General features: G+C 44.3%; 28 protein-coding genes. 14 read left to right on the top strand and 14 right to left on the bottom strand.

Annotated elements, in window-relative coordinates; all coding sequences use genetic code 11:
- Positions 1–6 precede the first annotated feature (6 nt).
- Genes AAA943_RS00425 through AAA943_RS00415 form a run of 3 tightly spaced genes read right to left on the bottom strand, consistent with a single transcriptional unit; the run spans position 7 to position 2,284 of the window.
- A complete protein-coding gene (locus AAA943_RS00425) occupies positions 7–876 on the bottom strand; it encodes a 5-oxoprolinase subunit C family protein (protein WP_338222264.1) in 870 nt (289 codons plus the stop codon).
- On the bottom strand, positions 873–1,547 hold the full coding sequence (locus tag AAA943_RS00420; protein ID WP_338222263.1) for a 5-oxoprolinase subunit B family protein: 675 nt from the start codon (positions 1,545–1,547) through the stop codon (positions 873–875). The genes AAA943_RS00425 and AAA943_RS00420 overlap by 4 nt, the downstream gene beginning before the upstream one ends.
- A gap of 11 nt (positions 1,548–1,558) precedes the next feature.
- The gene (locus AAA943_RS00415) at positions 1,559–2,284 is read right to left on the bottom strand and encodes a LamB/YcsF family protein (RefSeq protein ID WP_338222262.1); all 726 of its coding nucleotides are present in this window, start codon (positions 2,282–2,284) and stop codon (positions 1,559–1,561) included.
- A gap of 99 nt (positions 2,285–2,383) precedes the next feature.
- Between AAA943_RS00415 and AAA943_RS00410 the strand changes: the two genes are divergently transcribed.
- Complete coding sequence (locus AAA943_RS00410) at positions 2,384–2,512, top strand: 30S ribosomal protein THX (RefSeq protein WP_338222261.1); 129 nt, start codon at positions 2,384–2,386, stop codon at positions 2,510–2,512.
- Positions 2,513–2,546: 34 nt separating this feature from the next.
- Here AAA943_RS00410 and AAA943_RS00405 read toward each other — a convergent pair whose 3' ends face one another.
- On the bottom strand, positions 2,547–2,846 hold the full coding sequence (locus AAA943_RS00405) for a hypothetical protein (RefSeq protein ID WP_338222260.1): 300 nt from the start codon (positions 2,844–2,846) through the stop codon (positions 2,547–2,549).
- A 180-nt stretch (positions 2,847–3,026) separates the two neighbouring features.
- A complete protein-coding gene (locus AAA943_RS00400; protein ID WP_338222259.1) occupies positions 3,027–3,533 on the bottom strand; it encodes a YdeI/OmpD-associated family protein in 507 nt (168 codons plus the stop codon).
- Positions 3,534–3,646: 113 nt separating this feature from the next.
- Here AAA943_RS00400 and AAA943_RS00395 point away from each other — a divergent pair, with 113 nt between their 5' ends.
- Together AAA943_RS00395 and AAA943_RS00390 are read left to right on the top strand one after the other, a co-directional pair.
- Positions 3,647–4,798 carry a methionine aminotransferase gene (locus AAA943_RS00395; RefSeq protein ID WP_338222258.1) on the top strand — a complete coding sequence of 384 codons (1,152 nt, stop codon included), beginning with the start codon at positions 3,647–3,649 and terminating at the stop codon, positions 4,796–4,798.
- Between the two features lie 5 nt (positions 4,799–4,803).
- Positions 4,804–5,661, top strand: a complete 858-nt coding sequence (locus AAA943_RS00390) for a DUF1684 domain-containing protein (RefSeq protein WP_338222257.1) — start codon at positions 4,804–4,806, stop codon at positions 5,659–5,661.
- A 49-nt stretch (positions 5,662–5,710) separates the two neighbouring features.
- Here AAA943_RS00390 and AAA943_RS00385 read toward each other — a convergent pair whose 3' ends face one another.
- Positions 5,711–6,739, bottom strand: a complete 1,029-nt coding sequence (locus AAA943_RS00385; RefSeq protein ID WP_338222256.1) for a TIM barrel protein — start codon at positions 6,737–6,739, stop codon at positions 5,711–5,713.
- A 232-nt stretch (positions 6,740–6,971) separates the two neighbouring features.
- On the opposite strand from AAA943_RS00385, the gene AAA943_RS00380 reads away from it, so the two are divergent.
- Genes AAA943_RS00380 through AAA943_RS00370 form a run of 3 tightly spaced genes read left to right on the top strand, consistent with a single transcriptional unit; the run spans position 6,972 to position 9,639 of the window.
- Positions 6,972–7,838, top strand: coding sequence for a TraB/GumN family protein (locus AAA943_RS00380; RefSeq protein ID WP_338222255.1), 867 nt, complete (start codon positions 6,972–6,974; stop codon positions 7,836–7,838).
- Between the two features lie 12 nt (positions 7,839–7,850).
- Positions 7,851–8,897 (top strand): sensor histidine kinase, encoded by a 1,047-nt coding sequence (locus AAA943_RS00375; protein ID WP_338222254.1) that lies wholly within the window; start codon positions 7,851–7,853, stop codon positions 8,895–8,897.
- 22 nt (positions 8,898–8,919) lie between these two features.
- Complete coding sequence (locus tag AAA943_RS00370; protein ID WP_338222253.1) at positions 8,920–9,639, top strand: LytR/AlgR family response regulator transcription factor; 720 nt, start codon at positions 8,920–8,922, stop codon at positions 9,637–9,639.
- Positions 9,640–9,646: 7 nt separating this feature from the next.
- Here the strand turns inward: AAA943_RS00370 and AAA943_RS00365 are convergent, their stop codons facing one another.
- From AAA943_RS00365 to AAA943_RS00350, 4 genes are all read right to left on the bottom strand, one after another.
- Positions 9,647–10,735, bottom strand: a complete 1,089-nt coding sequence (locus AAA943_RS00365; protein WP_338222252.1) for a formylglycine-generating enzyme family protein — start codon at positions 10,733–10,735, stop codon at positions 9,647–9,649.
- Between the two features lie 50 nt (positions 10,736–10,785).
- A complete protein-coding gene (locus tag AAA943_RS00360; protein ID WP_338222251.1) occupies positions 10,786–11,802 on the bottom strand; it encodes a hypothetical protein in 1,017 nt (338 codons plus the stop codon).
- A gap of 396 nt (positions 11,803–12,198) precedes the next feature.
- A complete protein-coding gene (locus AAA943_RS00355; RefSeq protein ID WP_338222249.1) occupies positions 12,199–12,744 on the bottom strand; it encodes a ferritin in 546 nt (181 codons plus the stop codon).
- 98 nt (positions 12,745–12,842) lie between these two features.
- Positions 12,843–14,189: a M28 family metallopeptidase gene (locus tag AAA943_RS00350; protein WP_338222247.1), complete on the bottom strand. Its 1,347-nt coding sequence runs from the start codon at positions 14,187–14,189 to the stop codon at positions 12,843–12,845.
- A 66-nt stretch (positions 14,190–14,255) separates the two neighbouring features.
- On the opposite strand from AAA943_RS00350, the gene AAA943_RS00345 reads away from it, so the two are divergent.
- The 4 genes from AAA943_RS00345 to AAA943_RS00330 all read left to right on the top strand — a co-directional run bounded on the left by AAA943_RS00345 (position 14,256) and on the right by AAA943_RS00330 (position 17,863).
- Complete coding sequence (locus AAA943_RS00345) at positions 14,256–14,771, top strand: DinB family protein (protein ID WP_338222245.1); 516 nt, start codon at positions 14,256–14,258, stop codon at positions 14,769–14,771.
- Complete coding sequence (locus AAA943_RS00340) at positions 14,771–15,571, top strand: PhzF family phenazine biosynthesis protein (protein ID WP_338222243.1); 801 nt, start codon at positions 14,771–14,773, stop codon at positions 15,569–15,571. Before AAA943_RS00345 ends, AAA943_RS00340 begins: the two co-directional genes overlap by 1 nt.
- A gap of 44 nt (positions 15,572–15,615) precedes the next feature.
- The gene (locus AAA943_RS00335; protein WP_338222242.1) at positions 15,616–16,293 is read left to right on the top strand and encodes a potassium channel family protein; all 678 of its coding nucleotides are present in this window, start codon (positions 15,616–15,618) and stop codon (positions 16,291–16,293) included.
- Positions 16,294–16,378: 85 nt separating this feature from the next.
- Positions 16,379–17,863 carry a S10 family peptidase gene (locus tag AAA943_RS00330; protein ID WP_338222241.1) on the top strand — a complete coding sequence of 495 codons (1,485 nt, stop codon included), beginning with the start codon at positions 16,379–16,381 and terminating at the stop codon, positions 17,861–17,863.
- A gap of 73 nt (positions 17,864–17,936) precedes the next feature.
- Here the strand turns inward: AAA943_RS00330 and AAA943_RS00325 are convergent, their stop codons facing one another.
- Entirely contained in the window at positions 17,937–18,818 is an 882-nt protein-coding gene (locus AAA943_RS00325) for a glutamate--tRNA ligase family protein (RefSeq protein ID WP_338222240.1), read from the bottom strand.
- Positions 18,819–18,997: 179 nt separating this feature from the next.
- Here AAA943_RS00325 and AAA943_RS00320 point away from each other — a divergent pair, with 179 nt between their 5' ends.
- Positions 18,998–19,636 carry a DUF6503 family protein gene (locus AAA943_RS00320; RefSeq protein WP_338222238.1) on the top strand — a complete coding sequence of 213 codons (639 nt, stop codon included), beginning with the start codon at positions 18,998–19,000 and terminating at the stop codon, positions 19,634–19,636.
- 57 nt (positions 19,637–19,693) lie between these two features.
- Positions 19,694–20,425, top strand: coding sequence for a peptidase associated/transthyretin-like domain-containing protein (locus AAA943_RS00315; RefSeq protein ID WP_338222236.1), 732 nt, complete (start codon positions 19,694–19,696; stop codon positions 20,423–20,425).
- On the opposite strand, the gene AAA943_RS00310 is transcribed toward AAA943_RS00315, so the two are convergent.
- Positions 20,422–20,928 carry a PaaI family thioesterase gene (locus AAA943_RS00310; RefSeq protein WP_338222235.1) on the bottom strand — a complete coding sequence of 169 codons (507 nt, stop codon included), beginning with the start codon at positions 20,926–20,928 and terminating at the stop codon, positions 20,422–20,424. The genes AAA943_RS00315 and AAA943_RS00310 overlap by 4 nt on opposite strands.
- A 292-nt stretch (positions 20,929–21,220) precedes the next feature.
- On the opposite strand from AAA943_RS00310, the gene AAA943_RS00305 reads away from it, so the two are divergent.
- The gene (locus AAA943_RS00305; RefSeq protein ID WP_338222234.1) at positions 21,221–22,009 is read left to right on the top strand and encodes a M48 family metallopeptidase; all 789 of its coding nucleotides are present in this window, start codon (positions 21,221–21,223) and stop codon (positions 22,007–22,009) included.
- A gap of 292 nt (positions 22,010–22,301) precedes the next feature.
- Here AAA943_RS00305 and AAA943_RS00300 read toward each other — a convergent pair whose 3' ends face one another.
- Together AAA943_RS00300 and AAA943_RS00295 are read right to left on the bottom strand one after the other, a co-directional pair.
- On the bottom strand, positions 22,302–23,108 hold the full coding sequence (locus AAA943_RS00300) for an exonuclease domain-containing protein (RefSeq protein ID WP_338222233.1): 807 nt from the start codon (positions 23,106–23,108) through the stop codon (positions 22,302–22,304).
- A 1-nt stretch (position 23,109) separates the two neighbouring features.
- Positions 23,110–24,465 carry a UDP-N-acetylmuramate--L-alanine ligase gene (locus AAA943_RS00295; protein WP_338222232.1) on the bottom strand — a complete coding sequence of 452 codons (1,356 nt, stop codon included), beginning with the start codon at positions 24,463–24,465 and terminating at the stop codon, positions 23,110–23,112.
- Between the two features lie 133 nt (positions 24,466–24,598).
- Here AAA943_RS00295 and AAA943_RS00290 point away from each other — a divergent pair, with 133 nt between their 5' ends.
- Positions 24,599–25,306, top strand: coding sequence for a lycopene cyclase domain-containing protein (locus AAA943_RS00290; RefSeq protein WP_338222231.1), 708 nt, complete (start codon positions 24,599–24,601; stop codon positions 25,304–25,306).
- Positions 25,307–25,376: the final 70 nt, after the last annotated feature.

Raw genomic sequence — 25,376 nt, 5'->3', positions numbered from 1 at the left:
GAAGTTTCAGCAGACTAGTTTGGAAAACCGGACCACCTGGCCCGGTTTTTTTTGTGCCAAAATGCTCAAAGCCAAATCACTCAGCTGAAAAATACGGGGATACCCTCCGGTCACCTGAGCATCTTGTCCCAGGATAATGATTTTTCCTCCGGAGGTCAATTGGACTGTTCCGGGAAATACTGGATTGGTTGGCAGTTCAGGAAGCTTGTTTTCCACAGTTTCTAGGAGTTGGGCTCCCATGCGGTTGGTCAGTGGGGAAATATGAAAAGATGCGGTCAGAAGGTGGCTTTTAGTCTCTTGATCCAAGAGCCTCCAATCCGGTCCCAAATACACTTCCAGCTCCTCTTTTTCAAACCATCGATGATCCCATTTGGCTTTGGAGTGCAATACTCCCAAAGTGGAGGCCTCGTCCCAAAAGCTCACTTTTCCCTCTTTACTGAAATAGGGCAGGGGAGTAATTTCCTTGAAAAAGCTTCTGGAGCCAAGCTCAAGCTGGGATTTAAATCCATACTTGATCCCCAAATACACCCTGGCTCCAGTAATGAATTGCCCGATTTCCAATTGATCTTTGGCCATTATGGGGATTAAACTTGGATTACCCACTTCTTTTCCGTTTTGTAAGACTTGTGCCTGAGCTCCTGCAATGGAAACCATAGTGGGAGCACTGAATCGGATTCCCAAGCCCGGCTGACTGATCTCCAAAACTGCAGCATCGTTGGGATTATTCAGTTGTAAATTGACCCATTGGGAGGATTTGGAATCCATACATCCCGAAGTAGGGATGCCGTATTTTCCATAATCCATCCGCCCTAAGTCCTGAATGCTTGTTCCCGGGCCTGTTTTAAAAATATGGGCTGTTGCTAAGGTTTTACTCATTTCAAATAGGGACTGGGAGGCTGTTTAAGCAGTTTATTCATCTCTTCTCCATCAATAGGGACAAATTCCAAGCTTTCTCCTGCCTTAGCCCAAACAGGAGGATCCTTTTCTATATTAAAGAAAATTACCGGTGATCGGCCTATGGTATGCCATCCTCCCGGACTTTCTCTTGGATAAATTCCGGTCTGCGCTCCCCCAATGGCTACTGAACCCGGGTCAACGGTACGGTCGGGGAAAGGTTTTCTTGGTGTATGAAGGAGTTCAGGCAGGCCATTGAGATACATGAATCCAGGTAAAAACCCAAAAAAGTGAATTCTGTATCGGTTTTCCGCGTGAAGTTTGATCAGAGAGTTGAGAGATAATCGTTTGGCTACGGCTAGGCTGCCCAAGTCTTTCCCGTATTCAGGCTCATAGCACACGGGGATTTGCCAGATTCGATCGGAAAGCTGAACCCGGGGAAACTTAATCGTTTTGTAGTGATTTTTGAATCGGGTTTGGAATCCTTGCTCTTTCCAAAGAATGGCAATGGACGTAAAACCCTGCCTGACCGTATCTGTATGCTCCTTTTCGTGCTCTTCAAGCCAATCGATCACACCCAATTGCTGGGATAGAAGCTCATCAGAAGGGGAGTGTTCCCATTGAAGCTCTCCCAACCAAGGGGTAATTTCCATATAGACCGGTTTTATTGCCAATGTTTTGCTCTCAATAGGGGTAGAAAATTCAGAATTTCGGGATTGTCTCCGTGAAAACAAAGGGTTTCGGCCTTTATTGGCAGTTCTTTTCCGCTTGAACTGATTACTATCCCTTTTTCCAGCAAACCAACTAATTGGTAATCAATCTCCTGGTACGTCTTGAGAAGAGAACCGTCGATTGATCTGCTTTGCAAGCGGTAATCGTCCTCATACCTTCTATCGCCAAATACTTCCAGTTTGATGGGCTGTTTTTTCAGGATTGCCACTCGGGCTAGTTCTGAATGGGGAGGAACCAAAAGCCAAGTGGTAGGAAATTCCTTTCTGATCATCGAAACCAGCACCTTGGCAAGATGCGGACTTTTGGCAGCGTCATTGTAAAGTGCACCATGAAACTTGATATGCTCCATTTGAACTTTGTTTTGCTTTGCTATCTTGATGAAAAGCTGCATTTGATTCCGCAGGGAACCTATCAACTCATCATCTTTAATTGAAAGACTGATTCGGCCGAAATTTTCCCGATCGGGATAGGAGGGGTGGGCGCCTGCCTTGACGCCGAATTGCTTGCAAAAGCTGAGGGAAGAAAGGATACTCTCCTCATCTCCTGTATGACCTCCGCAGGCAATACTCGCCCGGTCTATCCAGGGAAATATATCCCCTTCCCAAGCCACACCTTCTCCTAAATCACAATTGATTTCCAGTTTTCTTCCTTGGTTCATAGTAGGGCAAAAGGGGATTCAGAGAATATCCCACAGATTTTTTGACTCGTTTTTTTGCTTTTGTAAATTAGGGAATTGTTCACTTAAATCTGAAAAACTATGGGAAAAGGAGACATTAAATCCAAAAAGGGAAAAATCAGCCGAGGGACTTTCGGAGCCAGCAGACCTAAGAAAAAGCAGAATAAGGAATCAAGAAAGGAGAAGCTCGAATTGAAAGACACCGAATAAACCAAAAAGAGGACCCAAGAGGTCCTCTTTGCAGTTAGGGTCTGGTTAATTTTTCCACCACTACACCACGAGTAGGATCTACCACTACCCGAATGGGGCCTAGCGTTGCATCCTCGGTCGTTCGAAATACGACCAAGTAGTATCCATCCACCCATGCAGTCACCTCTGCCGCTCTAAAATCCTGATCCACGAGGGTTGATTTTTCAGCGACGGTGAGAGAATTGTATGCAATTTCCCTGAAGACGTCCAGTGGGTCTTCATCTCCGCTGGAATCGCAGGAAATCAAACAGCCTAACAGAAGGAAGGGAAGAATAAAATAAATAAGCTTATTCATGATTGGGTCTATTGTTTTTTAAAGCATGTGATAGGGGAAGAACAGGGATTGGGAAATAAAAACCGCGGCCTGTTCTGTTTCCAGGTTTACTTTCTGTTTTCTTTTTGGAACGAACAAAATCAAAAATGGGCTACAGAACTGGGAAATATTTTGTGGCTTTCCATTTTTCGAGTGAAGCAATCATAGATTATTGTAGTGCTTGATCCATTCATTCAGCTTCTTGAAATCCAGTTTGCCTTGAGCAGTCCTTAGATGATGGAGAATAGCCAGTGATTTTCGCATTCGGGATTCCGGATTTTTCACTTGGGTAACCAAATAGATCAAACTTCTTTGCTTTCCGGGAGTAAGTTGGCGAAAGAATTTTTCACCCTCCTCATCCTGTGCAAGAAGTACTTCGAATTCCTCCGGTACTTCATGCCCAAACTCACTGTGGTCCCGCTCGATTTTTACTCGTACTTGCTGCCCTTCTTGCAGCCGCAAATTTTCTCTGATCCGTTGATTCACCAAAATATACCAGCACTTTTTGGCTTTCATCAAGGCCATATGGTGGGGCCCTGATTCATTAAGCCAAATTAACACTCTTCGGTGATTGTCATCCCTCATCACAGCAGCAATCTCCTCCGGTACCGGAATATGGAAGTGCCAGTGGTTGAAATCGAATTTACCCAAGGGGGAAAGAAACTCCATAAGCTCTTGGTTTTTGACTCAGAAATATAAGCAAATTGAAGTTTTGGGATGGATTCTTTTCTAATTTGGAAAGCAAATCCTTTTTGCTCAGAGAAGAATCAGTAGAGAAAAAAATGCACTCCAAACTTCCCCACATCGGAACTACGATATTTACCGTGATGTCAAAATTGGCGGAGGATGAAGGAGCCATTAATCTATCCCAAGGCTTTCCCGGGTTTGGCGCCGATTCTGAGCTGCTGGAACTCGTAGGAAAATACACCCTAAAGGGCTATAATCAATATCCTCCCATGGCCGGGATCCTCGGACTTAGGCTGAAACTGGCCGAGAAGACCCAGCTCACCCAGGGGTATTTTCCTGATCCCGAACGGGAAGTTACCATCGTTTCTGGAGCTACAGAGGCCCTTTTCGCGGCAGCATCTGCTGTGGTGAGAAAAGGAGATGAGGTGATTGTCCTTGAGCCAGCTTACGACAGCTACGAGCCTGCCATTACCCTAAATGGAGGAAAGCCCATCTATGTGCCTCTGAATGAGCAGGACTTTTCTCCAGATTGGGAAAGAATAAAAAAGGCCATAACGGATAAAACAAGGGCTATTTTTGTCAATTCTCCTCATAATCCGAGCGGATATGTGTGGACCAAATCGGACCTGGATGAATTGGCACAAGTAATCAGAGGTCGGGAGATATTTGTGATCAGTGATGAGGTGTACGAGCACATTACTTTTGACGGAAAAAAACACCATTCAATTGGATATCATCCCGAGCTTCGGGAAAAAACCTTTGTCTGTGGTTCCTTTGGAAAGACCTTTCATGTGACGGGCTGGAAAATCGGATATTGTATCGCACCGCCTGAAATGACTACCGAGTTCCGTAAGATCCATCAATACCTCACTTTCACCACGGTCACACCTATGCAATATGCCTTGGCGGAGTATTTGGAAAAGCCAGATCGCTACCTTTCCATTCCTGATTTTTACCAAAAGAAGCGAGACTTATTCAACTCTGGGCTTTCTCAGACTGACTTTCAATTTCGTTCTTCCGCAGGAAGTTTTTTTCAGCTGGTGAACTATGGGCACCTGTCCAAGATGCCAGATCGTGAACTGGCTACACGCATGACCAAAGAGCTCAAAGTGGCCTGTATTCCGGTTTCGGTTTTTTATTCTGATAAGAAGGACAATCAAGTCCTTCGCTTTTGCTTCGCAAAAGAAGAATCAGAGCTTTTGGAAGCCCTAGACAGACTGAAGGATTTGAATCGTATTCTTGCCTAATTCCTATGAAAAAACTGCTGTTCACGTTCCTTTTTGTACTGTTTTCTTCCTTGGTTATTGCCCAGAATCCTGCTCATGAAGCTTGGAAAAAGCAAAGAGAATCGGAGCTTTTGGCAGAGGACGGTTGGCTGAATCTTGCCGGATTGATCTGGATCGATGAAAACAAATCGTATTTGAATGCCTGGAGTAAAGATAGTCTGATGGTTTCCGAAGAACCTACAGCGGGAAATATCGGGACTTTTCAATGGCTGGGGGATTCCGTATGGTTTTTATTCAATTCAAAAATTTCTCCAAAGCCAAAATCCCAAAAGACCTTGGTCTATCCCTTGGACTATGGGAAAGGGGGTGGGGCTTATTTTGATCATTGGAAGTGGACCGTCATCGAGCGGGGAGGTAATTTTGCACTTCGGCTGAGAGACTTAACCCATCCTGCATTGAGAGCTTTTGAACCTATTTCTGTTTTTGACTACGATTCAGCTTTCAGGGTAAATGCTTTCTTTCGTCCGAGTTTCAATCAGACCATGGAAATTCCCAATGTGTTGGGACAGGTAATTGAATGGAAAGTGATGGGGATTTTGGAGTTTGAGCTGGAAGGAAAGCCTCGGCAATTGACTGTATTGGATGAATTGGGGAAGTTTTTTGTCATTTTTTCAGATATCACTAATGAGCAGATTACCTATCCGACGGGAAGATACCTTTATGTGGACTACCCGGACCGAAGCGGGAATACTATAATTGATTTCAATTTTGCCTACAATCCACCATGCGCTTTCACCCCTTACGCCACTTGTCCCATTCCACCTAAAGTCAACCGCTTGGAATTGGCAATTCAAGCCGGAGAAAAGCTACCCAAGGAGCATTAAAAAAGCTGCCTTGGAGATTAGGCAGCTTGAAAATGTTGCGTTTATGCTTTCAGCCTAAAGCTTTTCTACAATACTCCAGACACTTTTGAACTTCTTTGACTGCATCTGAGCCTTCCGGCACTTGATATTCCAGCTCTATCGTGGCGGGAAACTTGTATTTATTTTTTTTCATCAGCTGTAAAAGGTCACCAATTGGCGTGTCGCCCGTACCCCAGGCCAGGTTTCCTTTTCCATTGGCGGGAGTTTGTCGGTCCTTGGTATGCATACTCAGGATACGTTTGCTTTGCTTTTCGATCAGTTGGATTAGGTCGGTGTGTCCAGCGGCTATATAGTGGCCTGCATCCAGATTCAGGCCGTTTTTCGGACTTTGGGCAATGGCGGTATCCCAAAATGTAAACGTTTCCTGCTCATGACCATGGTATCCAACAGCCATCCCATGCTGCTCACCGAGTTTGCCGAGCCTCAGTGTCTGTGCATCGTCTGATGGATGTTCCAGAGTCACGTGGGAGGCTCCAAGAGCTTTTGCAGCCTTCATTCCGTAGGCTACTTCCATATCTGAATTGTTCGTTCCAAAAGCATTGGGCTTAAAGGCATAAATGCTTACCCCTGCGTCTTTGTACATTTTTCGGATTTGCTCAAACTTCTCCATGGGCGCATTGGCTCTCCATTGAGCTACGGTTTGATTGTAAGATTCTGCTTCGGCCTGCATCTCTTTCAGCTCCTTGGCTTCGTCTTCGGTGAGCGTTTCTCCCCGTCTTTGCTTTCCTCCCAATTGAAACATCCGGCTTCTGTTGATCGGGGAGGCAGGCTTGCCGGCAAAGGACTCTGCCGGGTCTCCCATCAGTTCGATGGATGAAATCCCCGAATCCACCACATATTGCAAGGTGGCCTCAGCACTTTGGTCGGGTAAGGATCGGAAGGAATAGGTGATGCAGCCGATTTGTACGCCATTGATGACTGAGTTAGGCTTGTTGAGGGATCGGATGAGAGCAGGAGCACCCTGAAGCCAAGTAGGCGCAGTAACTAAGGCAGCAGCGCCCAAAGCTGTTTTTTGGAGAAATTCCCGACGTTTATTCATGGTTAATGGGTTTGAAGGTTAAGTCTTGGAAGTTAGCTTTTTTTGGGGAAAAAGGACCTAAAATGGGTTTAAGGCTGTCTTTCCGGTTATTTTTGGCATTTACATCTTTTGAGTAGCAAAAGGGATGAAAATTCTTCTTCATTTATCCCGTCTAACCTGCACTGATGGATTGGAAAGCTGGGATATTTTTTAGATTCACTCATCTTTCGACTATCAATCAATTTAATCGACCATGAACACCGGAATGAAACTCAGGTTTTTATTTGTATTCCTGCTTCTTTTAGGCCTGAAGTCGCACCTTGCGGCACAAGACAGCTCTCTACTTTGGAAAGTCAGCGGGAATGGCCTCACTCAGGATTCCTACCTTTTTGGCACCATTCATATCATCTGCGCAGAACAGTTTGTGATGGACGAACGGATTCAGAAAGCCTTTGACCAAAGTGAGCAAATCATTCTGGAATTGGACATGGATGATCCTCAGCTTCAGGCTCAGATGCAGCAGCTATCCATCAATTCAGGGATGAAAAATATCAGTCAAGACATGAATGAGGAAGAAGCTGGAGTGATCGATGCTTTTCTCATGGAAAAATACGGAGCGGGGCTCCAGCAATTGGGAATATTAAAACCTTTTGTACTCAGTTCCATGGTCTTGCTGAAAAGTCTTCCCTGCGAGCAGATTGAAAGCTACGAGAATTTCTTTACCACACGTGCTCAGGAATCCTCCAAACCTTTGATCGGACTGGAGACAGTGGCATTTCAGATGGGTATATTTGATCAGATTCCCCAAAAACTTCAGCTGGATGAGTTGGTGAAGATGATTAAAGAAGAAAATGCGGAGGAGGAATTCCAAAAGCTGATCAATGCCTATTTGAGTGAAGATGTCGAGGCTTTGTTTAAGGCGATGAATGAGGACGGATTCATGGCGGATTACAGGGACTTGATTTTGGATAGCAGAAATAGGGCTTGGATTCCGATTTTGGAAAGGGAAATGGCCAATCAATCCGCCTTTGTAGCAGTAGGAGGAGGGCATCTCGGAGGTGAAAATGGAGTGATTGCGCTGCTTCGAAAGCAAGGGTATACTGTCACACCGATCAGATAGACTATCGGATTCATGCCTTGGATCAAAAACATAGCAAAAAACAGGCTGTACTGGCTTCTTCAAGTCTCTGGATGGAGTATGATCATTTTCATCGAAACGGTCAATTATACCTTCTTCATTTTGGGAGAGTTCAATTGGGAATACGTCCAGCAGTTTGTGATTCTGTCATGTTCCGGTTTGCTGGTATCCCATTTCTACAAGAAGGTTTTTATCAAACCCAGGGTATTTGACAGGAGACTTTCCACGATTTGGTTCAAGGCGGTGCTGGATGTCATTTTGATCACTTTCTTGTTGGTTTTGGTGGTCTACATCCCATTTTTGGTAGCAGATCCTTCCTTGCTTCAGCAAAAGGACATATGGATAGGAATCATGGGCCAGTTCATGAATCTGAGCCGGTACGTGATCGTGTGGATCATCATTTATTACCTCTACCATATTCTCAAAAAGAATGCAGAAATCGCCGAGCAAAAGCTGACCTACCAAAATGTGGCCAAGTCTGCCGAGTTGGAACTGCTGAAGACCCAGTTGAACCCTCATTTTCTTTTCAATGCACTCAATAGCATCAAGGCTTTGGTTTTGATCGATCAGGAAAAAGCACGAGATGCCATCATCAAATTATCGGAGCTGCTCCGATTTACTCTCAATTACGAAAAAGCCCCGTTAATCCCTCTCAATGAAGAGATCAACGAGGTGATCAAATACCTGGAGCTGGAAAAAATCCGGTTTGGAAAAAGGCTAGACGTCCAGGTGAGAATGCAGGAAGAGACCCTGGAGATGAAGGTGCCTCCAGCTATGGTTTTGACTCTGGCTGAAAATGCCATCAAACATGGGATCACCCTGCTTCCAGATGGTGGGCGGGTAAGTATCGAGTCCAAATTGATTGATAAAAAACTTGTTCTGGAAGTAATTAATGACGGCACCCTTCACCTGAATGGAAACATGGGGATTGGACTCAAAAGCTTGGAAAAACGCTTAGAAGCTTTGTTTCACGATCAGGGAGATTTTGAGATTCTTCCGTTTGGAGAAAATAAGGTAAAAGCAAAAATCAGTATTGGTTAATGACGAATAAACAAGAATCCAAATGAAAAAAACAGCCTATTTGGTAGATGATGAACTTTTGGCTCTGGAAGAACTTAAGATACTTTTAAGACCCTATGACCAATTGGAGCTGGTAGGCGCCTCGGACCATGTGGATCAGGCCATCCGGGAGTGTAACGAGCTTCGTCCGGATTTGATCTTTTTAGATATCAATATGCCCGGCAAAAACGGGTTTGAGTTTTTGGAAGCTCTGGATGAAGTGAAGGAGGTGATCTTTGTTACGGCTTATGATCAATTTGCGATTAAGGCATTTGAAGTAAATGCTTTGGACTACTTGCTTAAACCTCTAAATCCCAGTAGATTAAATGATGCTATTCATCGGTTTTTGCAAAAAAGCAAAAAAGAAGAATCTGAGGTAAAAGACAGGCTGAGTGCGGATAAAAAGATTTTTATCAAAGACGGGGAGTCCTGCCATTTTGTGCCTGTTTCCAAGATTTTTCTGATGGAAAGTGTGGGGAACTATGTTCGGGTGTTTTATGATAATCAGAAACCCCTGCTGCACAAATCCCTGACCTATTTGGAGCAAAAGCTTCCAGAAGATCTGTTTTTCCGAGCCAACAGGCAATACATGTTCAATCTGGACTACGTGACGCAGATCGAGCCTTATTTCAACAGTACTTTACTCATTGTTCTGAAATCCGGGCATAAAATTGATTTGAGTCAGCGGCAAAGTGTGAAATTCCGCGAAATTACGGGCGTGTAGCGCTGGCTTAGTTCATTCCAAGGGTTTTTCCCGGAGCATCTTTGACCAAGCGGAATCCCACATTGGATGTACCCGAGTCGTAGGCTTGTCCTGTACGGGCAGAGGGACGGTAATTCACACAGTAGTTGGCTGCGCAAAGAAAAGAACCTCCTTTGATCACTCGTTCCTGAGCAAAAGGATTGTCAGGGTTGTAGCAGGGATTCATACCTTCGTCAAGTTTTGGGGCTTCTCCGGCAATTCTTGCAAGTTTCAGTGCATCGTACCAGTCGGAGGTGAGTTCCCAAACGTTGCCGATCATGTCATAGAGACCAAAGGAATTGGGAGCAAATGATTTCACCGGACTCGTACCCATAAATCCATCGCTGCCTAGATTTTCGTTAGGGAAATTTCCCTGGAAAGTATTGGCAAGGTATTGACCGGATGGAGTAAGTTCATCTCCCCAGGCAAATCGTTTTCCGTTAACTCCGCCCCGGGCTGCAAATTCCCACTCAAATTCGGTTGGTAATCTTTTGCCTGCCCACTGGGCATAGGCTTCGGCGTCTTCGAATGCAATATGCACCACGGGATGCTTTTCCAGTCCTTCGATCGAACTTCCCGGACCATAGGGATGTCTCCAATTGGCACCCGTCACCCATACCCACCAACGTGAGATGTCATTCAGAGGCACAGGATAAGGAGGAGGAGAAAATACCATGGAGCCAGGCTGAAGTTGCTCATCCGGAATTTTGGGTGTACCGGGAGGGAGTTGCTTTTTCAATTCTTCCCAGTCAATTGGCCTTTCGGCGACAGTCAGATATCCCGTTTCTTCGGTAAACTTCGCATATTCTTCATTGGTGACCTCATGGATATCCATCCAAAAACCCTCTACACGCACATTGACGGCCGGTTTTTCGGCAGGATAGGCATCGGCCTCATTGGTGCCCATAGTAAATTCCCCTCCCGGAATCCAAGCCATTCCGGATTCTTTTTGGGGAGGTTCTGCCTGGGAAAGTGGGACAGAGGAGGAAGAAGATCCCGAAGAATCCTGGGTTTCGGATTGGGAGCATGAAAAAACCAGCAAAGAAGAAACTATTGGAATTAGGAAGCGTCGATTCATCGGAAAAGGTACTTGGCAATAAAAACCGTTGACTATAATATTTGGCTAAGTTAGACTTCTGATTGAACCAAAGCGGCTTTTGCCTGTACTTTTTTGCGAAGTTTATTGAAAAATTGCTTTCTTTCCTTTTCCCCGATACCACTGATCAAGGTGGATTTTTTCATCAGATTCTCCAAGTTTTTAAACATCCCCTCATTGAATCGCTGATCGGTTGACCCTACAAAATACAGGACACTGTGGTTGAGGTAGGTGATCTTGTTTTCGCCGATTTCGGCCATGAATGTATTGTCTCCCAATACTATTTCATTCAGATACAAGCGGTATTCAGCACTTTCCTCCGAAGGGGAATGGCCGAGCATGGATTTTCTTCCTGTCTCTGCCATTTTTTCCAGATGGTCGATTACCTCGAGTAGGCATTGGTAGAGTTGGACCGTGGTTTCAGGATGGTCTATCAGCCCCATATCATGATAGACCTCTATTTGCCTTAGGGTGGTATTTAGACCTTCTTCATTCCAGATTTCGGAGGTTGGGACTTTGTTGTAAACCCGCAGGATTTTCTGCGTCAGATCTTGGTAAGGGGCGAAAAAGTTTTTCGAGGCCGAAAACTTTTCATTCTTCAAGCTCTCATTGTAGAGAATTGATTTTTTCCAGAAGAAAAACTTGAATCCTGCCAGCAGTGGATGGTAGTAATGATGAAATGGGGGCATGTCCTTTACCAAAAAATAAACATGCTTATTGCTGAAGCTATTGACTAAGTTGAGTTGGGCCAAGACATCTTCCATCCATTTACCAAATGCATTTTCATCATAGGAATTGAGCGAACCATGAAATAGAATAGCATTGGAGGTGGTACTGAAAAAGCGGTCCACGGAGATATTGAATCGGTGACAAATGATTTTCAGTTCCTCAAAATCGAGCAGTTTCTCGCCTCGGATTCTGCGATAGGCACTATCCATGCTTACTTGAAGCAACTCTGCGATTTCATCTACAAGAGATGCGTAAGGAAGAATAGATGATTTGAGTTCCTGAAAAAACCTCGCCTGCAGGGTAGTAATTGGGTTCGTCATAGCTTGGGTCTATTCAATTAAGATTTATAGGAATTTATAAAAAACACTGTAATATCGTTTTTTAAAGAATTAAAATTTGACAAATTATATTTCACTAATATATTATTTTGAATTTAAAAAAATATATTATTTCATTTAAATTAGAATATGTTGTCTTTTTTCTACAAAAAATGATCGACAAATTGAAATGGCCTATTTCAAATTGGATGATTAAAAATTTTTGAAATGACAGTGGATAGCATCACATGTATTCAATTTTGAGCATTTCCAAAGTGAATAAAAAGCATAAAACACTTCTTGAAGTCCAGTTTTAAAGAGTTTACTTCACCCGAAAAACAAGAACAAAAAAAATCGGCCCAATTAGAGGCCGATTTTCTGATTTGGGAGGTGGATTGTTCAAGTACCAGATGCTTCTCCGGCGGCATGCAACTTGCCCAATTCCTGATCGATAGTCCAGAGTCCAATGCCTTCCTCACCGATAATGTCAAAGAGCTCTAATGCCCGTCTTGACATGGTTTCTTCTTCGCGTTGCTCGGTCACATACCATTGCATAAAGCTGAAGGTCGCAAAGTCTTTTACTCCAAATGCATGATCCACGATGTTGTTAATGGATTTGGTGACCTTGATCTCATGTTCCAAAATCAATTCAAAGACCTCTCTTAAGGAATTGAAATGGTGACGAACTCCCGTGATTTCAGGTTGGATCGCATGACCACCAGCTTCATTCACATATTGGAAGATTTTCATCATGTGCATTCTTTCCTCATCGGCATGGGTGTAGAGGTATTTGGCTGCATTTTCATAACCCATCATGTGGCACCAAGAAGCCATGGAAAGGTAATAGGCAGAGGACTTGCCTTCCATTTCGATCTGCTTATTGAGCAAGGCTTCTGTATCAGGGAGCAAAGAACGCTGAAGCGTTACTATTTCTTTCTGTTTCATTTTGGTTGTATTTTATACTTAAACTTAACTATTTACTGGGGTTAATGGGTTTCCATTTGCCCAATATTATTCCAAATTTAGAACTGGTTTAAGTAAACTTATCGTGTCAGTGGTGAAGGAAACACCGGAAGGCTTTCTTCTCCATCTTCAGCTACCGACTGTACAGCAAAGAAATAATTATCCTTGCTATAGGGTAGAGTCAGGTTGGTTTCCGTGGTGAAAAACTTCTTTTCCCACATCGAAGAGGAAGTTTCCCTCATCAGGACGTAATAGCCTTTGACTTTTCCGGTTTGAGGAGCTTTCCAGAGTAAAATAGAATGATTGCTCAGGCCTCTGACGTCAATCTGTACTTCCTGAGGCAAGTAGGGCGAGTTGGCCAAGGAGGCCGCAGAGGCTAGGTTTACGGCTGAGACTTTTCTCAAATATTCAAAATCCATGAATTCAGGCAGGTCTCCATATTGAATACCGTCTTCCACCCGGACATTTTCGTGCTGATGGATGAAATTTTCATTCATTTCAGATATTCTTACCGCGGTATATCCATTTCTCATAAATGGAGTTTGGTCTCCACCTCTCAGAAACCGATCGCTTCTGTAAATCAGTTTGACTTCCATTTGGTCCACGTAGCGTTCTCCTACTTCTTTGATGTATCGGGCCAATTGTCTGGACTTGCTGTCATTGTCCGCGTTGGTGTAGCGTCGGATGGAAGCGGCTCTTTCGTCCTCTGCAAGGGGAATGGTTTCAGAAAACACCCGCATTTGGGTGTTGTTCTTGATCAAAGTGCCGGAAGACTCACTGTTACCCACAATGTCATTGTTCAATACTGCTTCGATATTCCATCCTTGCTCTTTGGCTTTGTCTGCCAAGTAGGTAGCTCCTTTTAGCCCTTGCTCTTCTCCGGTAAAAGCAACAAAAAAAATGGTGGCTGAAAATTCCTTTTTGGCCATGATTCTGGCCAATTCCATCACAAGAGCCACACCACTTCCGTCATCGTTGGCGCCGGGAGCAGCCCCATCGGCATCCATCACGTCTCTGTTTCTTGAGTCAAGATGAGCAGATACAATAAAAACCCGATTATCGTTTGGATTGGTGCCTTTTAGCGTGGCGACTACATTGGCCACGGTGGCGTCTTCTTTTATTCTTCGTCCATCACCGGGAGTGACAAAATCCTCGATTTCAGCACTCATTCTTCCTCCTGAGGACTTTGCCCACTCCTGAAACTTGGTCAAGACATAGCGTTGAGCGGCAGGCATGCCTTGCTCAGTGTCGGTGTTGAGGGTATGTCTGGAAGTGAAGGAAGTCAATCCATCGATATATTTTTTGAGAGAATCTGCAGAAACTTCTTCCACCATCTTGGCGATTTGGGGGTTTCTGATGATGGCTTGTTGGGAAAACAGATTTTGGGAAAGGAATCCCAAAAGGAGGGTGAATAAAATTTTGTGCATCGTAAGGTTGTTTTTAGCTTAGGCCTAAATTTATCCCAAAGCAGCAGATTCGCTAAACAGTTTTACATGAATACCTTCTCACTACCAAACAAAGGAGATTATCCGGTTTTTTTTGAAACCTATATTTCCAAACTCTCCCAAGAAAACTATTCTGATCTGATTCAAAAGCAGCTGATAGAACTCAAGGCTTATTTTTCAAGCAAATCGGAGGGCTGGGAAAATCAGGGGTATGATCAGGGAAAATGGTCGCCGAAAGAGGTCTTGGGTCATATCATCGATACAGAGCGGATCATGCTATTTAGGGCCTTGTGCATTGCAAGGGGTGAAAAGCAAATGCTTCCGGGATTTGATCAGGATCACTATGTAGTTGAAGGAAGATTTTCCCCAGTTTCTTTTTCCGCTTTGATTCAGGACTTTGAAATGCAAAGACAGGCTTTGCTGAGTTTCATTCCGACGCTGTCGGAGGAGGTGTTGGATTGGGTAGGCTCGGCTAATGGGAATGCGATTACTCCAAGAGCCCTTCTATGGATCATCCCCGGTCACTTGGAACATCATTTGCGAATCTTTAAAGAGAGATACTGATGGGGAATACACTGAAAATAGCGGTAATTGATGCATTCACGGATAGACCTTTTTCCGGAAATCCTGCTGCGGTTTGTCTTTTGGAAGAATTTCTTTCCAAAGAAACCATGCAATCCATCGCCATGGAAATGAATCTGAGTGAAACAGCTTTTGTTGAAAAAACGGCAGAACCGGGATATTTCAACCTTCGCTGGTTTACCCCAACTTTGGAGATCGATCTTTGCGGACATGCCACTTTGGCCTCTTCGCATTGGATGCTCCTATCCGGTTGGGCAAAAGATGGAGAGCAAATTCATTTTTCTACCAAAAGCGGTGAGCTGAGAGTCAAAAGCGAGGGAGGATTTTTGGAGATGGATTTTCCATTGATTCCCACGTTTACTGATTCTCATCCGGAATTTACCGATCAGCTTTTTGGAAAGAGGATTTTGCATGCCGCTCAGCTGCGCAAAAACTGGATTTTTGAATTGGAGGATGCCCAAGCCGTCCGGGATTTGGTTCCGGATTTTGGAAAAATAGCTGCGCATAGTGAGGAGGGATTTATCATCACGGCCGTGGGCGATCAAGACTATGATATCATAAGCCGGTTTTTTGGTCCCAATGTGGGTGTGCCGGAAGATCCGGTCACGGGTTTTGCTCATTGTGCCTTGATGGATTACTGGAATCAAAAAACAGGAAAAACCCAACTTTGGGCATTTCAGGCAAGCAAAAGAGGAGGTGAGCTGTTTTTAGAAAAACACGATGACCGGGTTTTGATCCGGGGAAATGCCGTCAAAGTCTGGGAAGGAGAACTTACTTTTTGAGCATGGAGGAGTCAACAAAGCGAAGGGTGGGAGTCCGCAAAATCATGGAGAACCTCAGTGAATATTGGCTGAATGACTTCAGTTTTGTCACGCTCTTGTTTGTTTTGGTGTTCACAATTTTTATTCTTCCTGTCCTGATTGAGTATGGTCATGTCAGTCAGCTGTTCGTCAATCTGGTGTTTGTTTTTCTGTTTTTCACAGGAATATGGTCTTCCAATAACCGGTTTTTGATTTTTTTGACCACAAGCCTGTTTTTTCTTCAGCTAGGTTTGAGAATCCTCAGATTCAGCAACCTGCCTATGGAGTTTTATCTCTGGGAACGAGTGGTGGGATTGATCAATATGGGCGTTTTCATTTTTGTCAATCTCCGACTTCTTTTCCGAAACAATGAAGTCAATCTGTATCGGGTGATAGGGGCAGTGAATGTGTATCTTCTTCTCGCGATTTTAGGTGCGTTTGGATTTGAAGTGATTCACTTGGTGATTGGGTCGTCCATTACCGGAATAACGGAAATTTCAGGGCAAAGCAAGCTTTTGGGGTTGGATGAGGACTTTTCGACCTATGTGTATTTCAGTTTGGTATCCTTGACCACGGTGGGTTTTGGTGACTATACTCCGGTCAACGTTATGTCAAAAATGCTGGCCGTGTTTCTATCTACAGTCGGAATTTTGTATCCTGCCGTAGTCATCGCCAAACTGGTCGGGTACAGCACCAACAACTAGAGCTTTCCATCTCCACTCCTGTAATTTTCCTGCTCAGAATCGAGGTAATCGTGTTAATTTCCAATGCATTTAACCTGATCAATCTATGAGAAAAATTTACTTGAGTTTGTTTTTCCTTGTTTGCGCCAGTCTGGCTTTTTCACAGACAGAACGCAAAATCGAGGTGGAATCCAAAGTTGAAACGACTGCAGAAGTCACCATCAAAGGCAAGAGAGTCCCCTACAAAGCTACTGCTGGCACCCAGCCGGTTTGGGATGCCAATGGGGACCCGATTGCCTCACTTTTCTACACATACTACGAACGTACTGATATCTCCGACAAAGCCAAAAGGCCATTGGTCATCAGTTTCAATGGAGGTCCCGGTTCTGCTTCTATTTGGATGCATCTGGCTTACACGGGCCCGGTATTGCTGAATATCGACGACGAGGGCTACCCGGTTCAGCCTTATGGGACCAGATCCAATCCTCACTCGATCCTGGATGTGGCGGATATCGTCTACGTGGATCCAGTCAATACCGGTTATAGTCGAATTGTAAAAGAAGACACCCCAAGAAGTACTTTTTTCGGAATCAATGCCGATATCCAATACTTGGCTGACTGGGTTAATACCTTCGTAACCCGTCAAAACCGCTGGGCTTCTCCCAAATACCTGATCGGAGAAAGCTACGGGACCACCCGGGTAGCTGGCTTGGTTTCACGGCTTCAGAATTCCCACTGGATGTATTTCAATGGGGTGATCCTTGTGTCACCCACCGATATGGGGATTGATAGAGGAGGCCCGGTAAAAATGGCCAATTACTGGCCGTATTACGCTGCCACTGCATGGTACCATAAGGCACTGCCTGCCGAGCTTCAGGCCAAAGACCTGGATGAAATCCTAGCTATCGTAGAGCCCATGGCTGTAAATGAGATTCTCCCAGCCATGACTAAAGGAGGCATGCTCTCTGAATCTGATCGAGAGGCTATTGCTACCAAAATGGCCTATTTTTCCGGATTGAAAAAAGAAGCCATTCTTCAGTACAATTTGATGGTACCAACCAGCTTTTTCTGGAAAGAACTGCTTCGTGAACGGGATGGAATGACCGTGGGCCGACTGGACAGCCGCTACAAAGGATTTGACCGAATGGAGGGAGGAGAACGATATGATTTCGATCCGGCGCTTACAAGCTGGAATCATGCTTTTGCTCCTGCCTTTAATCACTATGCCAAAAACGTCCTCAAATTCAACTCTGACCTGACTTACAATCTCTTTGGTCCGGTCAATCCATGGGATAGAAGCAACGAAACTACCGGCTATGACTTGGGCACGGCAATGAGACAGAATCCTTACTTGCACTTGATGGTTCAATCCGGATATTTTGACGGAGGCACAGACTACTTCAATGCCAAATACAGCACTTGGCATATCGACCCCAACGGCAAAATGAAGGATAGAATTGACTTCAAAGGCTACCGGTCAGGTCACATGATGTATCTGAGGGCCGAAGACTTGGAAAGATCCAATGAAGATATCCGACAGTTTATCCTCAAATCTTCTGTGGCTCCGGGAATGCCAGCTAAGTACGAGTAAGTAGGAACACTCTGATTTAAGAACTCCGAAACTGAAGTCAAGCGATCAGCTTGGTTTAGGTTTCGGAGTTTTTTTATAGGGTTAAAAAAGAAGCCTTGAACTCCTCAAATGTGCTGATTGGGTCTTTTTTGCCGGCCCATAGACCCAATAAACCAAAAATGTCCTTCAGGCTTTTACCTTCATTTCTGAGGTAATGAATAGACGTGGAATCAGCAGACTTGCTCAGTTTCTTCTGGTCGGGTCCCTTTAGCAGCTCATGATGGAGAAAAAGAGTCTTGGAAAATGAAGTATCTCCCAACAGTCTGGCAAGATCCATTTGAGCAAAGGTCGAAGGCAAAAGATCAATACCTCGTACTATCCCGTCTACCTCAAAATGAAGGTCATCCACCAAACTGCTGAGATGATAGGAAGGGACTCCGTCTTTTTTTCGGATCATGTAAAATGCGCTTTCCTCAGGGATCAAGCCGTTAATTTTTCGGTCCGGGTATTCATTGATTTCGATGAAATCCGAATCCAAGGTATCCACTCTCCAGGATGTTTCTTTTCTGTCCAAGGGAATCCTGCGATCCAGGCATTGTCCCAAATAATAGCCCTGAGGGCTCATTTGCTGAATTTTTTTTCGGGAGCAATCGCAGGCAAATACTTTTCCGGAGTTCCTGATTTTTTCCAGAGCTGTTTCATAAAGGTCCATTCTATGGATTTGAGACCATTCTGATTCAAACTCCCCGAGGTTTTTTGGCCCGCGGTTAATTTGTATTTCCAAAAAGTCCAAGGTATCAAAAATGTCTTGAACATACTCGGTTCGGTATCTTTCCCGATCCAAATCATCGATTCGAAGGAGAATTTCGGCCTGGTATTTTTCGGCAAATGCTTTTGTCATCAGGAAGGAAAAAACATTGCCGAGGTGCAAATATCCGCTGGGTGTAGGGGCTATCCGGGTGAGTTGGAGTTTCATGTGTTTGTAATTAGTTTTTTAAATGCCACATGCCCGCCTGTCGTCGGACAGGCAATCTTCGCTTGGGTTTTAATCATCCCTATGAGTGTTTATTAGGGTCATGCTCGATGTCATCCGCCGAAATTAAGTAGATTGTCAAGAAAAAAGGGATGCGATTCTTGACATACTTGGTTTTTTGCATGCTGGTATTTTCCTGCTCTTCTCCTGAAAGGAGGCCGACTACTGGCAAGGAGTGGATTCAACAGTCCATTACCTACCATGATCCTCTCGGAAGGTGGGCCAATTTGAGAGCTTCATTTCAGGTGCAAGACAGTTTGCCTCCGGGGAGAGACTCTCGGACTTATGTTTTTTCCTTGGACAATGGAAAATCTCATTTTTCCTATCGATTTAGGGATTTGGAATTTGAGGTATTGGCTGACTCAGTGAGAATCATCAAAGGTGAGGTGGAAAAAGAAAGAGCACTCCGACTTCGAAATTATTACTCCTATCTCTGGGGCTTGCCCATGAAACTGATGGATCCGGGAACAGCGATTGAGGATTCGGTGAGGGAAGAGACTCTATCAGGAAAAACCTACCAAGTGGTCCGTGTACCTTATGAAAAAGACATTTGGTACTTCTACCTCAATCCTGAAAACTACCGGATGGAGGCTTACAAGTTCTATCAGGATGAAGCAGCAGGCAAGGGAGAAATCATCTATCTGGAAGGTGAATATGATTTTAAGGGGATGAAAATACCTATGAATCGAACCTGGTACCGAACCGAAACCCCTGAATTTTTAGGAACAGATATGCTCAAGTCGATCCAAGGAATTGATTAAGTTTCTTTAACCGGGAATATTTTCGGAAAAAGTCTCCTCGGATTAGCTTTGTTTAGAATGAAGCGGCTTTCCTTATTATGTATTGCTTGGTTGATTTCCGGCTGGGTTCAGGGACAGGTGACCTATTCCGGAAATGTGATTGATGCCATCGACAAAAAATACATGAAAGGGGTAGAGGTCAGAGTAGGTGATAATGAGCCTGTTCTCACCAATGAGCGGGGACACTTCAGTATCCGGGCCAGTGCAGGGGACACATTGAGAATAAATTTTCCGGGCTTCGTTGCCAAACGAGTGGTTTTGGGTTTGGAAAGAATGCTTTTGATAGAGATTCAAGATCAGGCAAGGCTTCTTCCGACCTTTGAGGTTCGGTCCGAGCTTTTTCGCTATCGCTTCAAAGACGGGCGTTTGGTTTTGGTGAAAGATGAACATGAGGGAGAAAAGCCGCTGAGCAGACAAGCTACCACCGCTTCGGACAAATCTTCACTTTATCCCAATTTTTCAATTTATGGGCCTATCAGCTACTTCACCCGCAGAAATAGACAACTGAGGAAATACGAAGAACAGCTGGATATTGAGCGCAGAAGGGCAGGATATTTGGCTGTCATCGATTCGGATTCCATTCGGAGCAGCCTGATGGAAAAATACCAATTGGATCGGAAATCATGGGATGAAATGATCATCCGTTTCAATGAGTTTCACCGGGCACATCAGTTTTTGGATTGGTCCAGTCAACGGGTATTGGCGCAGCTTTCGGAATTTATCCGGTTGGAAGGCTACTTAGAAGATTAATTTTTGCGCTTAAAGGACCAAGTCACATAAAACTTGGCAACGATTTCATCTGAAGTATTTTTTCCAGTGGAGATCATGGTCAATTGGGCCGTATCACCAGGATTCAGGCTTTCGATGAGCTCAAACAGTTCAGCACCCTGCTCGCAGGAAAAGGAGATTTTGGTATTCGCTTTTTTGAAATATTCGGCACGAAAGTCCACCACGAGCATGCTGAAACTGCCTCTGCCCGCCAAGGCCAACTGACAAAGGGCTCCGGTACTCAACTCGGCTGCACCGGCCAGTGCAGCGAAATAGATGGACTTGAAAGGATTCTGCGTACTCCATCGGAAGGGAATCGAAACCCGACATTGCTCCCGATCTAAAGAGAGCATCTTAAATCCCCAAAAAACAGCCGAAGGAAGCTTAGCAAGCATAGCCATCCGAAATACTGCCGGGTTGAGCATTTTTTTTCTGTAATCTTCGGCAGCTGGTGTTAGAGCACTGGTATTTATTTGGGTTTCCATCTTTATTCTTTTTTGAAAAATAGGAAATTAGAGGGAAATGTGGTCTTTCAGACCTGTTTTTGTACTGATGTTGAACGACATTTGGTATTTTTAATTCCTATCCTAATTCACAAAGGAGTCTACACCATTTTTTTTGAAAAAATTGTAGCCTAAAATTTTGAGAAAATCTTTCAGGAAATCATTTCTTTAGGAAAATAGATCGGTGCTCTTTTGCCATTTTGAGTCAGAAAAAAAGTTTTCCATTATGGTTTGGTACCCGATTTGAACTGAAAATAAAAAAGCAAATGAATCTATGAAAAAGACAATAGCAATTCTGACCCTTGGCTTGATGGTTTATGCCTGTGCAAAAGTTCCACTAACCGGCCGAATGCAGCTTGCAGCTGTATCGAATGAAGAAATCATGCCCTTGGTGAATGAAGAATATGCCAAAATCAAAAGGGAATCCAAGGTGGTGACTCAAACCTCCCAGGGTCAGCAAGTGGTCAATGTGGGCAAACGCATTTCGAAGGCCGTGGAGGATTTCTTACTTCAGGAGGGGTATCAGGATTTGGTGGCTACTTTTGCTTGGGAATTCAACTTATTGGAAAGTGAGCAGGTGAATGCTTGGTGTATGCCCGGAGGAAAAGTGGCCTTTTACACCGGTATCATGCCGATTTGCCAAGATGAGACTGGAATTGCTGTGGTCATGGGACATGAAGTCGCTCATGCCGTAGCTTCTCACTCCAGAGAGCGAATGTCCAATGGGATGCTTGCCAACTTGGGAATATCCGCCATTTCCGTGGCTATGGGACAAAATCCAACTTTGACAGAGCAGATCTTTTTGCAGTCGATTGGGGTAACCTCTCAATTGGGAATGCTGAAATTTTCCAGAAAACACGAGTTAGAGGCAGATGAACTGGGATTGATTTTTATGGCTATGGCTGGGTATGACCCAAGACAGGCCCCTGTATTTTGGGAAAGAATGGCCAAAGTAGGGGGAGAGGCACCTCCGGAATTCCTTTCCACTCACCCGGGCCCTGACCGAAGAATTGAGCGGCTGAATGCCAATATGGCGAAGGCGCTGGAGTACTACAATAAGTAGTGGGTCAGTGGTCAATAGGCAGTAGGCAGTAGGCAGTTCTCAGATCTTGAAGCTCAAAGTCAGAAGTCTTAAGTCAGAAAGCTGAAATTAAGAATTTTAATCTGTGGGAATCTGTGATATCTCTGAGACTGTTTTTATTTCAGAAGGTTGAAATCTTTAGTCAAAATGCTGAAATCTGAAGTTTGGATTTAACTTTTAACCCTTAACCTACTGTGATTCGAACTGAAAACTGGCTAGTTTTTCTTGTTTGCTGCCCACTCCTAACTGCCTACTGCCCGCTGCCTACTGAAACTCACATTCCTCCAAAACCCCTTAGCTTGATCTGAGTCAGCTTGCGTTTGGTATCCAAGGGGAAGTCACCTTTCATCATCCAGTCGTAGTAGGAGGGTTCTTCTTTAAGAGCTTGTTCTACTGTTTTGCCCTTGTGCTTACCAAAATTGAAGATTTCCTGACCTTGGGAATTGAAGACAAATCGACCTGCTAAGTCCACCATCTTTTCATTGACCATTTCGTGGATTTTCTTCATGTCATTCTGAAAAATCCCCACCCGGTTCCCCTGTAGGTCTTCAATTTCTTCTCCTTGGTAGCGCTCAATTTGGGCCTGAAAAACATCCAAGGTGGCCAAAGTATCCGCTTCTGCACTGTGGGCATTTTCCAAGGTTCGGTTGCAGTAGAATTTATAAGCCGCGGTGAGATTTCTTTTTTCCATCAGGAAAAAGATCTTTTGGGCATCGAGGAGATTCCTGTTTTCCAGATCAAAATCAATCCCTGACCTTAAGAACTCCTCCACCAACAGAGGAATATCGTATTTCAGCACATTGAATCCACCCAAATCGGCCTTTCCAATGAACTGATGGATATCTTTCGCTATGTCTTTAAAGAAGGGTTCGTTTTTCACGTCCTTATCATAAATTCCATGAATCAGGGAAGCTTCCAAAGGAATCGGAATGCCGGGATTTACTTTTCGGGTGTAGATTTCCCTTCCTTCATCCGGAAAAAGCTTGACGATGGAGATTTCTACAATCCGGTCAGTTCCTACATTGGTTCCGGTGGCTTCTAGGTCAAAAAATGCAATGGGGTTTCTCAGGTTCAGTTTCATTTTACTTGAATTTGGCTTTCAAAGGAGCTAGGTCCAGGTTGTCATAATTTCCCGAACTCATCAAAAGCAGATTGGTATTTTGGTAATTCAGACCCAAAAGGTAGTCTTTTAATGCCTGACTTTCGGTAAAAACTTGAAGATCGGCTCTCATAAATCCCTCCCGAAGTGTTTTTTCATCCATCAGTTCCAGCTTTTTCAAAGCGACTGCATGCGGATTCAAATAGACGATCGCGACATCTGCCTCTGCCATAGAGTGGGCATAATTGGGCAAAAAGGCCTTGTTGAGGGATGAAAAAGTGTGGAGTTCCTGCACCGCTATCAATCTTCTGTCTGGAAATTGATTTTTGACCGCATTTACTGTGGCTTTCAATTTGGAAGGGGCGTGGGCGAAATCCCTAAAGAGAATTCCCGAATCATTCTTGGCCAGAATTTCCTGCCTTTTTGCAGCACCTTTGAATGTCCGAATCGACGCATAAAACTGCGCTGCTGGGACGCCTAAATCTTCACAGATGTAAAGTGCACCCTGTAAGTTTTGAAGATTATGCTCCCCAAAAATCTCCAATTCAACCAGCCCCTGTTTTGTTTTCAGGTGGGTTTTTCCATTGGAAATTTGAGCAGGATGGGCTTGGTAGGGGATTTTTTGACCTTGAGTTAATGCCTTCTCAGCCGCTTCCTTGACCAAAAGATCCGAAGCGCAGTAGATCAATTTCCCTGACTTCGGAGTCTGTTCCATCAGTCTGGAGAATTGGGCTTTGTATTCTTCAAAATCAGGAAAAACATTGAAATGATCCCAGGCAATTCCGCTGACTAAAACCACTTCATGGTGATAGTGGAAAAATTTGGGAGTACGGTCAATTGGAGAAGTGAGGTATTCATCCCCTTCGATCACGATCACAGGAGCATCCGAAAGCCTTACCATCAGATCAAACCCTTCGATCTGAGCGCCGACTAAGTAATCAAAATCCACTCCCTGATCTTTCAAGACGTGGAGAATCATGGAGGTTATGGTCGTCTTTCCATGAGATCCTGCGATGACCACCCGCTTTTTGCTTTGGCTTTGATTGAAGATGAATTCCGGAAAGGAATAGATAGGAATCCCCAATTCCTGCGCACGAATGAGCTCCGGATTGTCTATTCGGGCATGCATCCCCAAAATGACCCCATCCAATCCCGAATGGATCTTTTCCGGAAACCAACCCAACTCAGCGGGTAGTATACCTGCCAACCTAAGCCTAGTTCGGGAAGGCTCATAGATTTCATCATCGCTGCCGGTGATGGAGTCGCCTTTTTGAACTAAAGCCAGGGCCAGATTGTGCATTACCGCACCTCCAATGGCGATGAAATGGTAGTGTTTCATAGTTGGGGAAAATGAGTTCAGATTTGGAATCCAAACTTAAAAAACTCCCGACCCGATTAAAACCTAATTTTTCAAGGAATGGATTTTTTGTGAGCTTGGGTTTTGTCTATTTTCGCCCCTATTCTTTCCTGACATGCTCGACGATAAATTTGCCTATCTAACCCTCTCTTTGCTCTACCTTTTGGCATGGTTGGTTATTTTCGTCAAAAGTCCCTGGAAAAAAGGGATGATCAAGGTGGGAATAGTGGGGGGCATTATGGGTATCCTGGCGGAGGTTTGGTATTTTCATGACTATTGGCGACCTCCGATGATTTGGAAGACGGGCTGGCCGGGGATCGAGGATTTTATTATCGGGTTTGCTATGTTTGGAGTGGGAGGCTATATCCATTCTGCATTTACCCAAAGGGAGATAGATTTTGAGCGGCAGACCGGTGCTAAGAATCGGGATTTATTTATCCTTTGGGTGATTGGTTGCGCCAGTTTGACCTTTTTTAGTCTGGTTTTAAAGATCCATTCGGGCTATGTTACTTTTCTGACTTTTATGGGATTGACTATCTATATTTGGATTCAGCGACCGGATTTGATCGGGCTTTCTTTGGTATCAGGTTTTGCGACCTTGGCGATTGTGATTGTGATCTATTACATCACCTTTGGGGTCCTGTTTCCTCACTTTTGGGATACTTATGGGATGCTGAATGACGAACCTATATTAGGCTTCAAAATTCTGGAAATCCCCGTTTCCGAGATGCTTTGGCACTTTGCCTGGGCCGTACTTTGTTCGATGTTTAGAGGATATAGAAACGGAGTGTATTATAAAAATTCCATCACCACCAAGGCTTGATTTTTGCTTTCACCTGTTGATAAGTTTTGGAAAAGTTGTTCAAAACTCCTGCACATTTGCTGATACATTT

The organism is Algoriphagus confluentis, assembly GCF_036245625.1.
Lineage (GTDB): Bacteria > Bacteroidota > Bacteroidia > Cytophagales > Cyclobacteriaceae > Algoriphagus > Algoriphagus confluentis.
The sequence above is the reverse complement of the archived record's forward strand: the minus strand, read 5'-3'. Positions and strand labels throughout refer to the sequence as shown.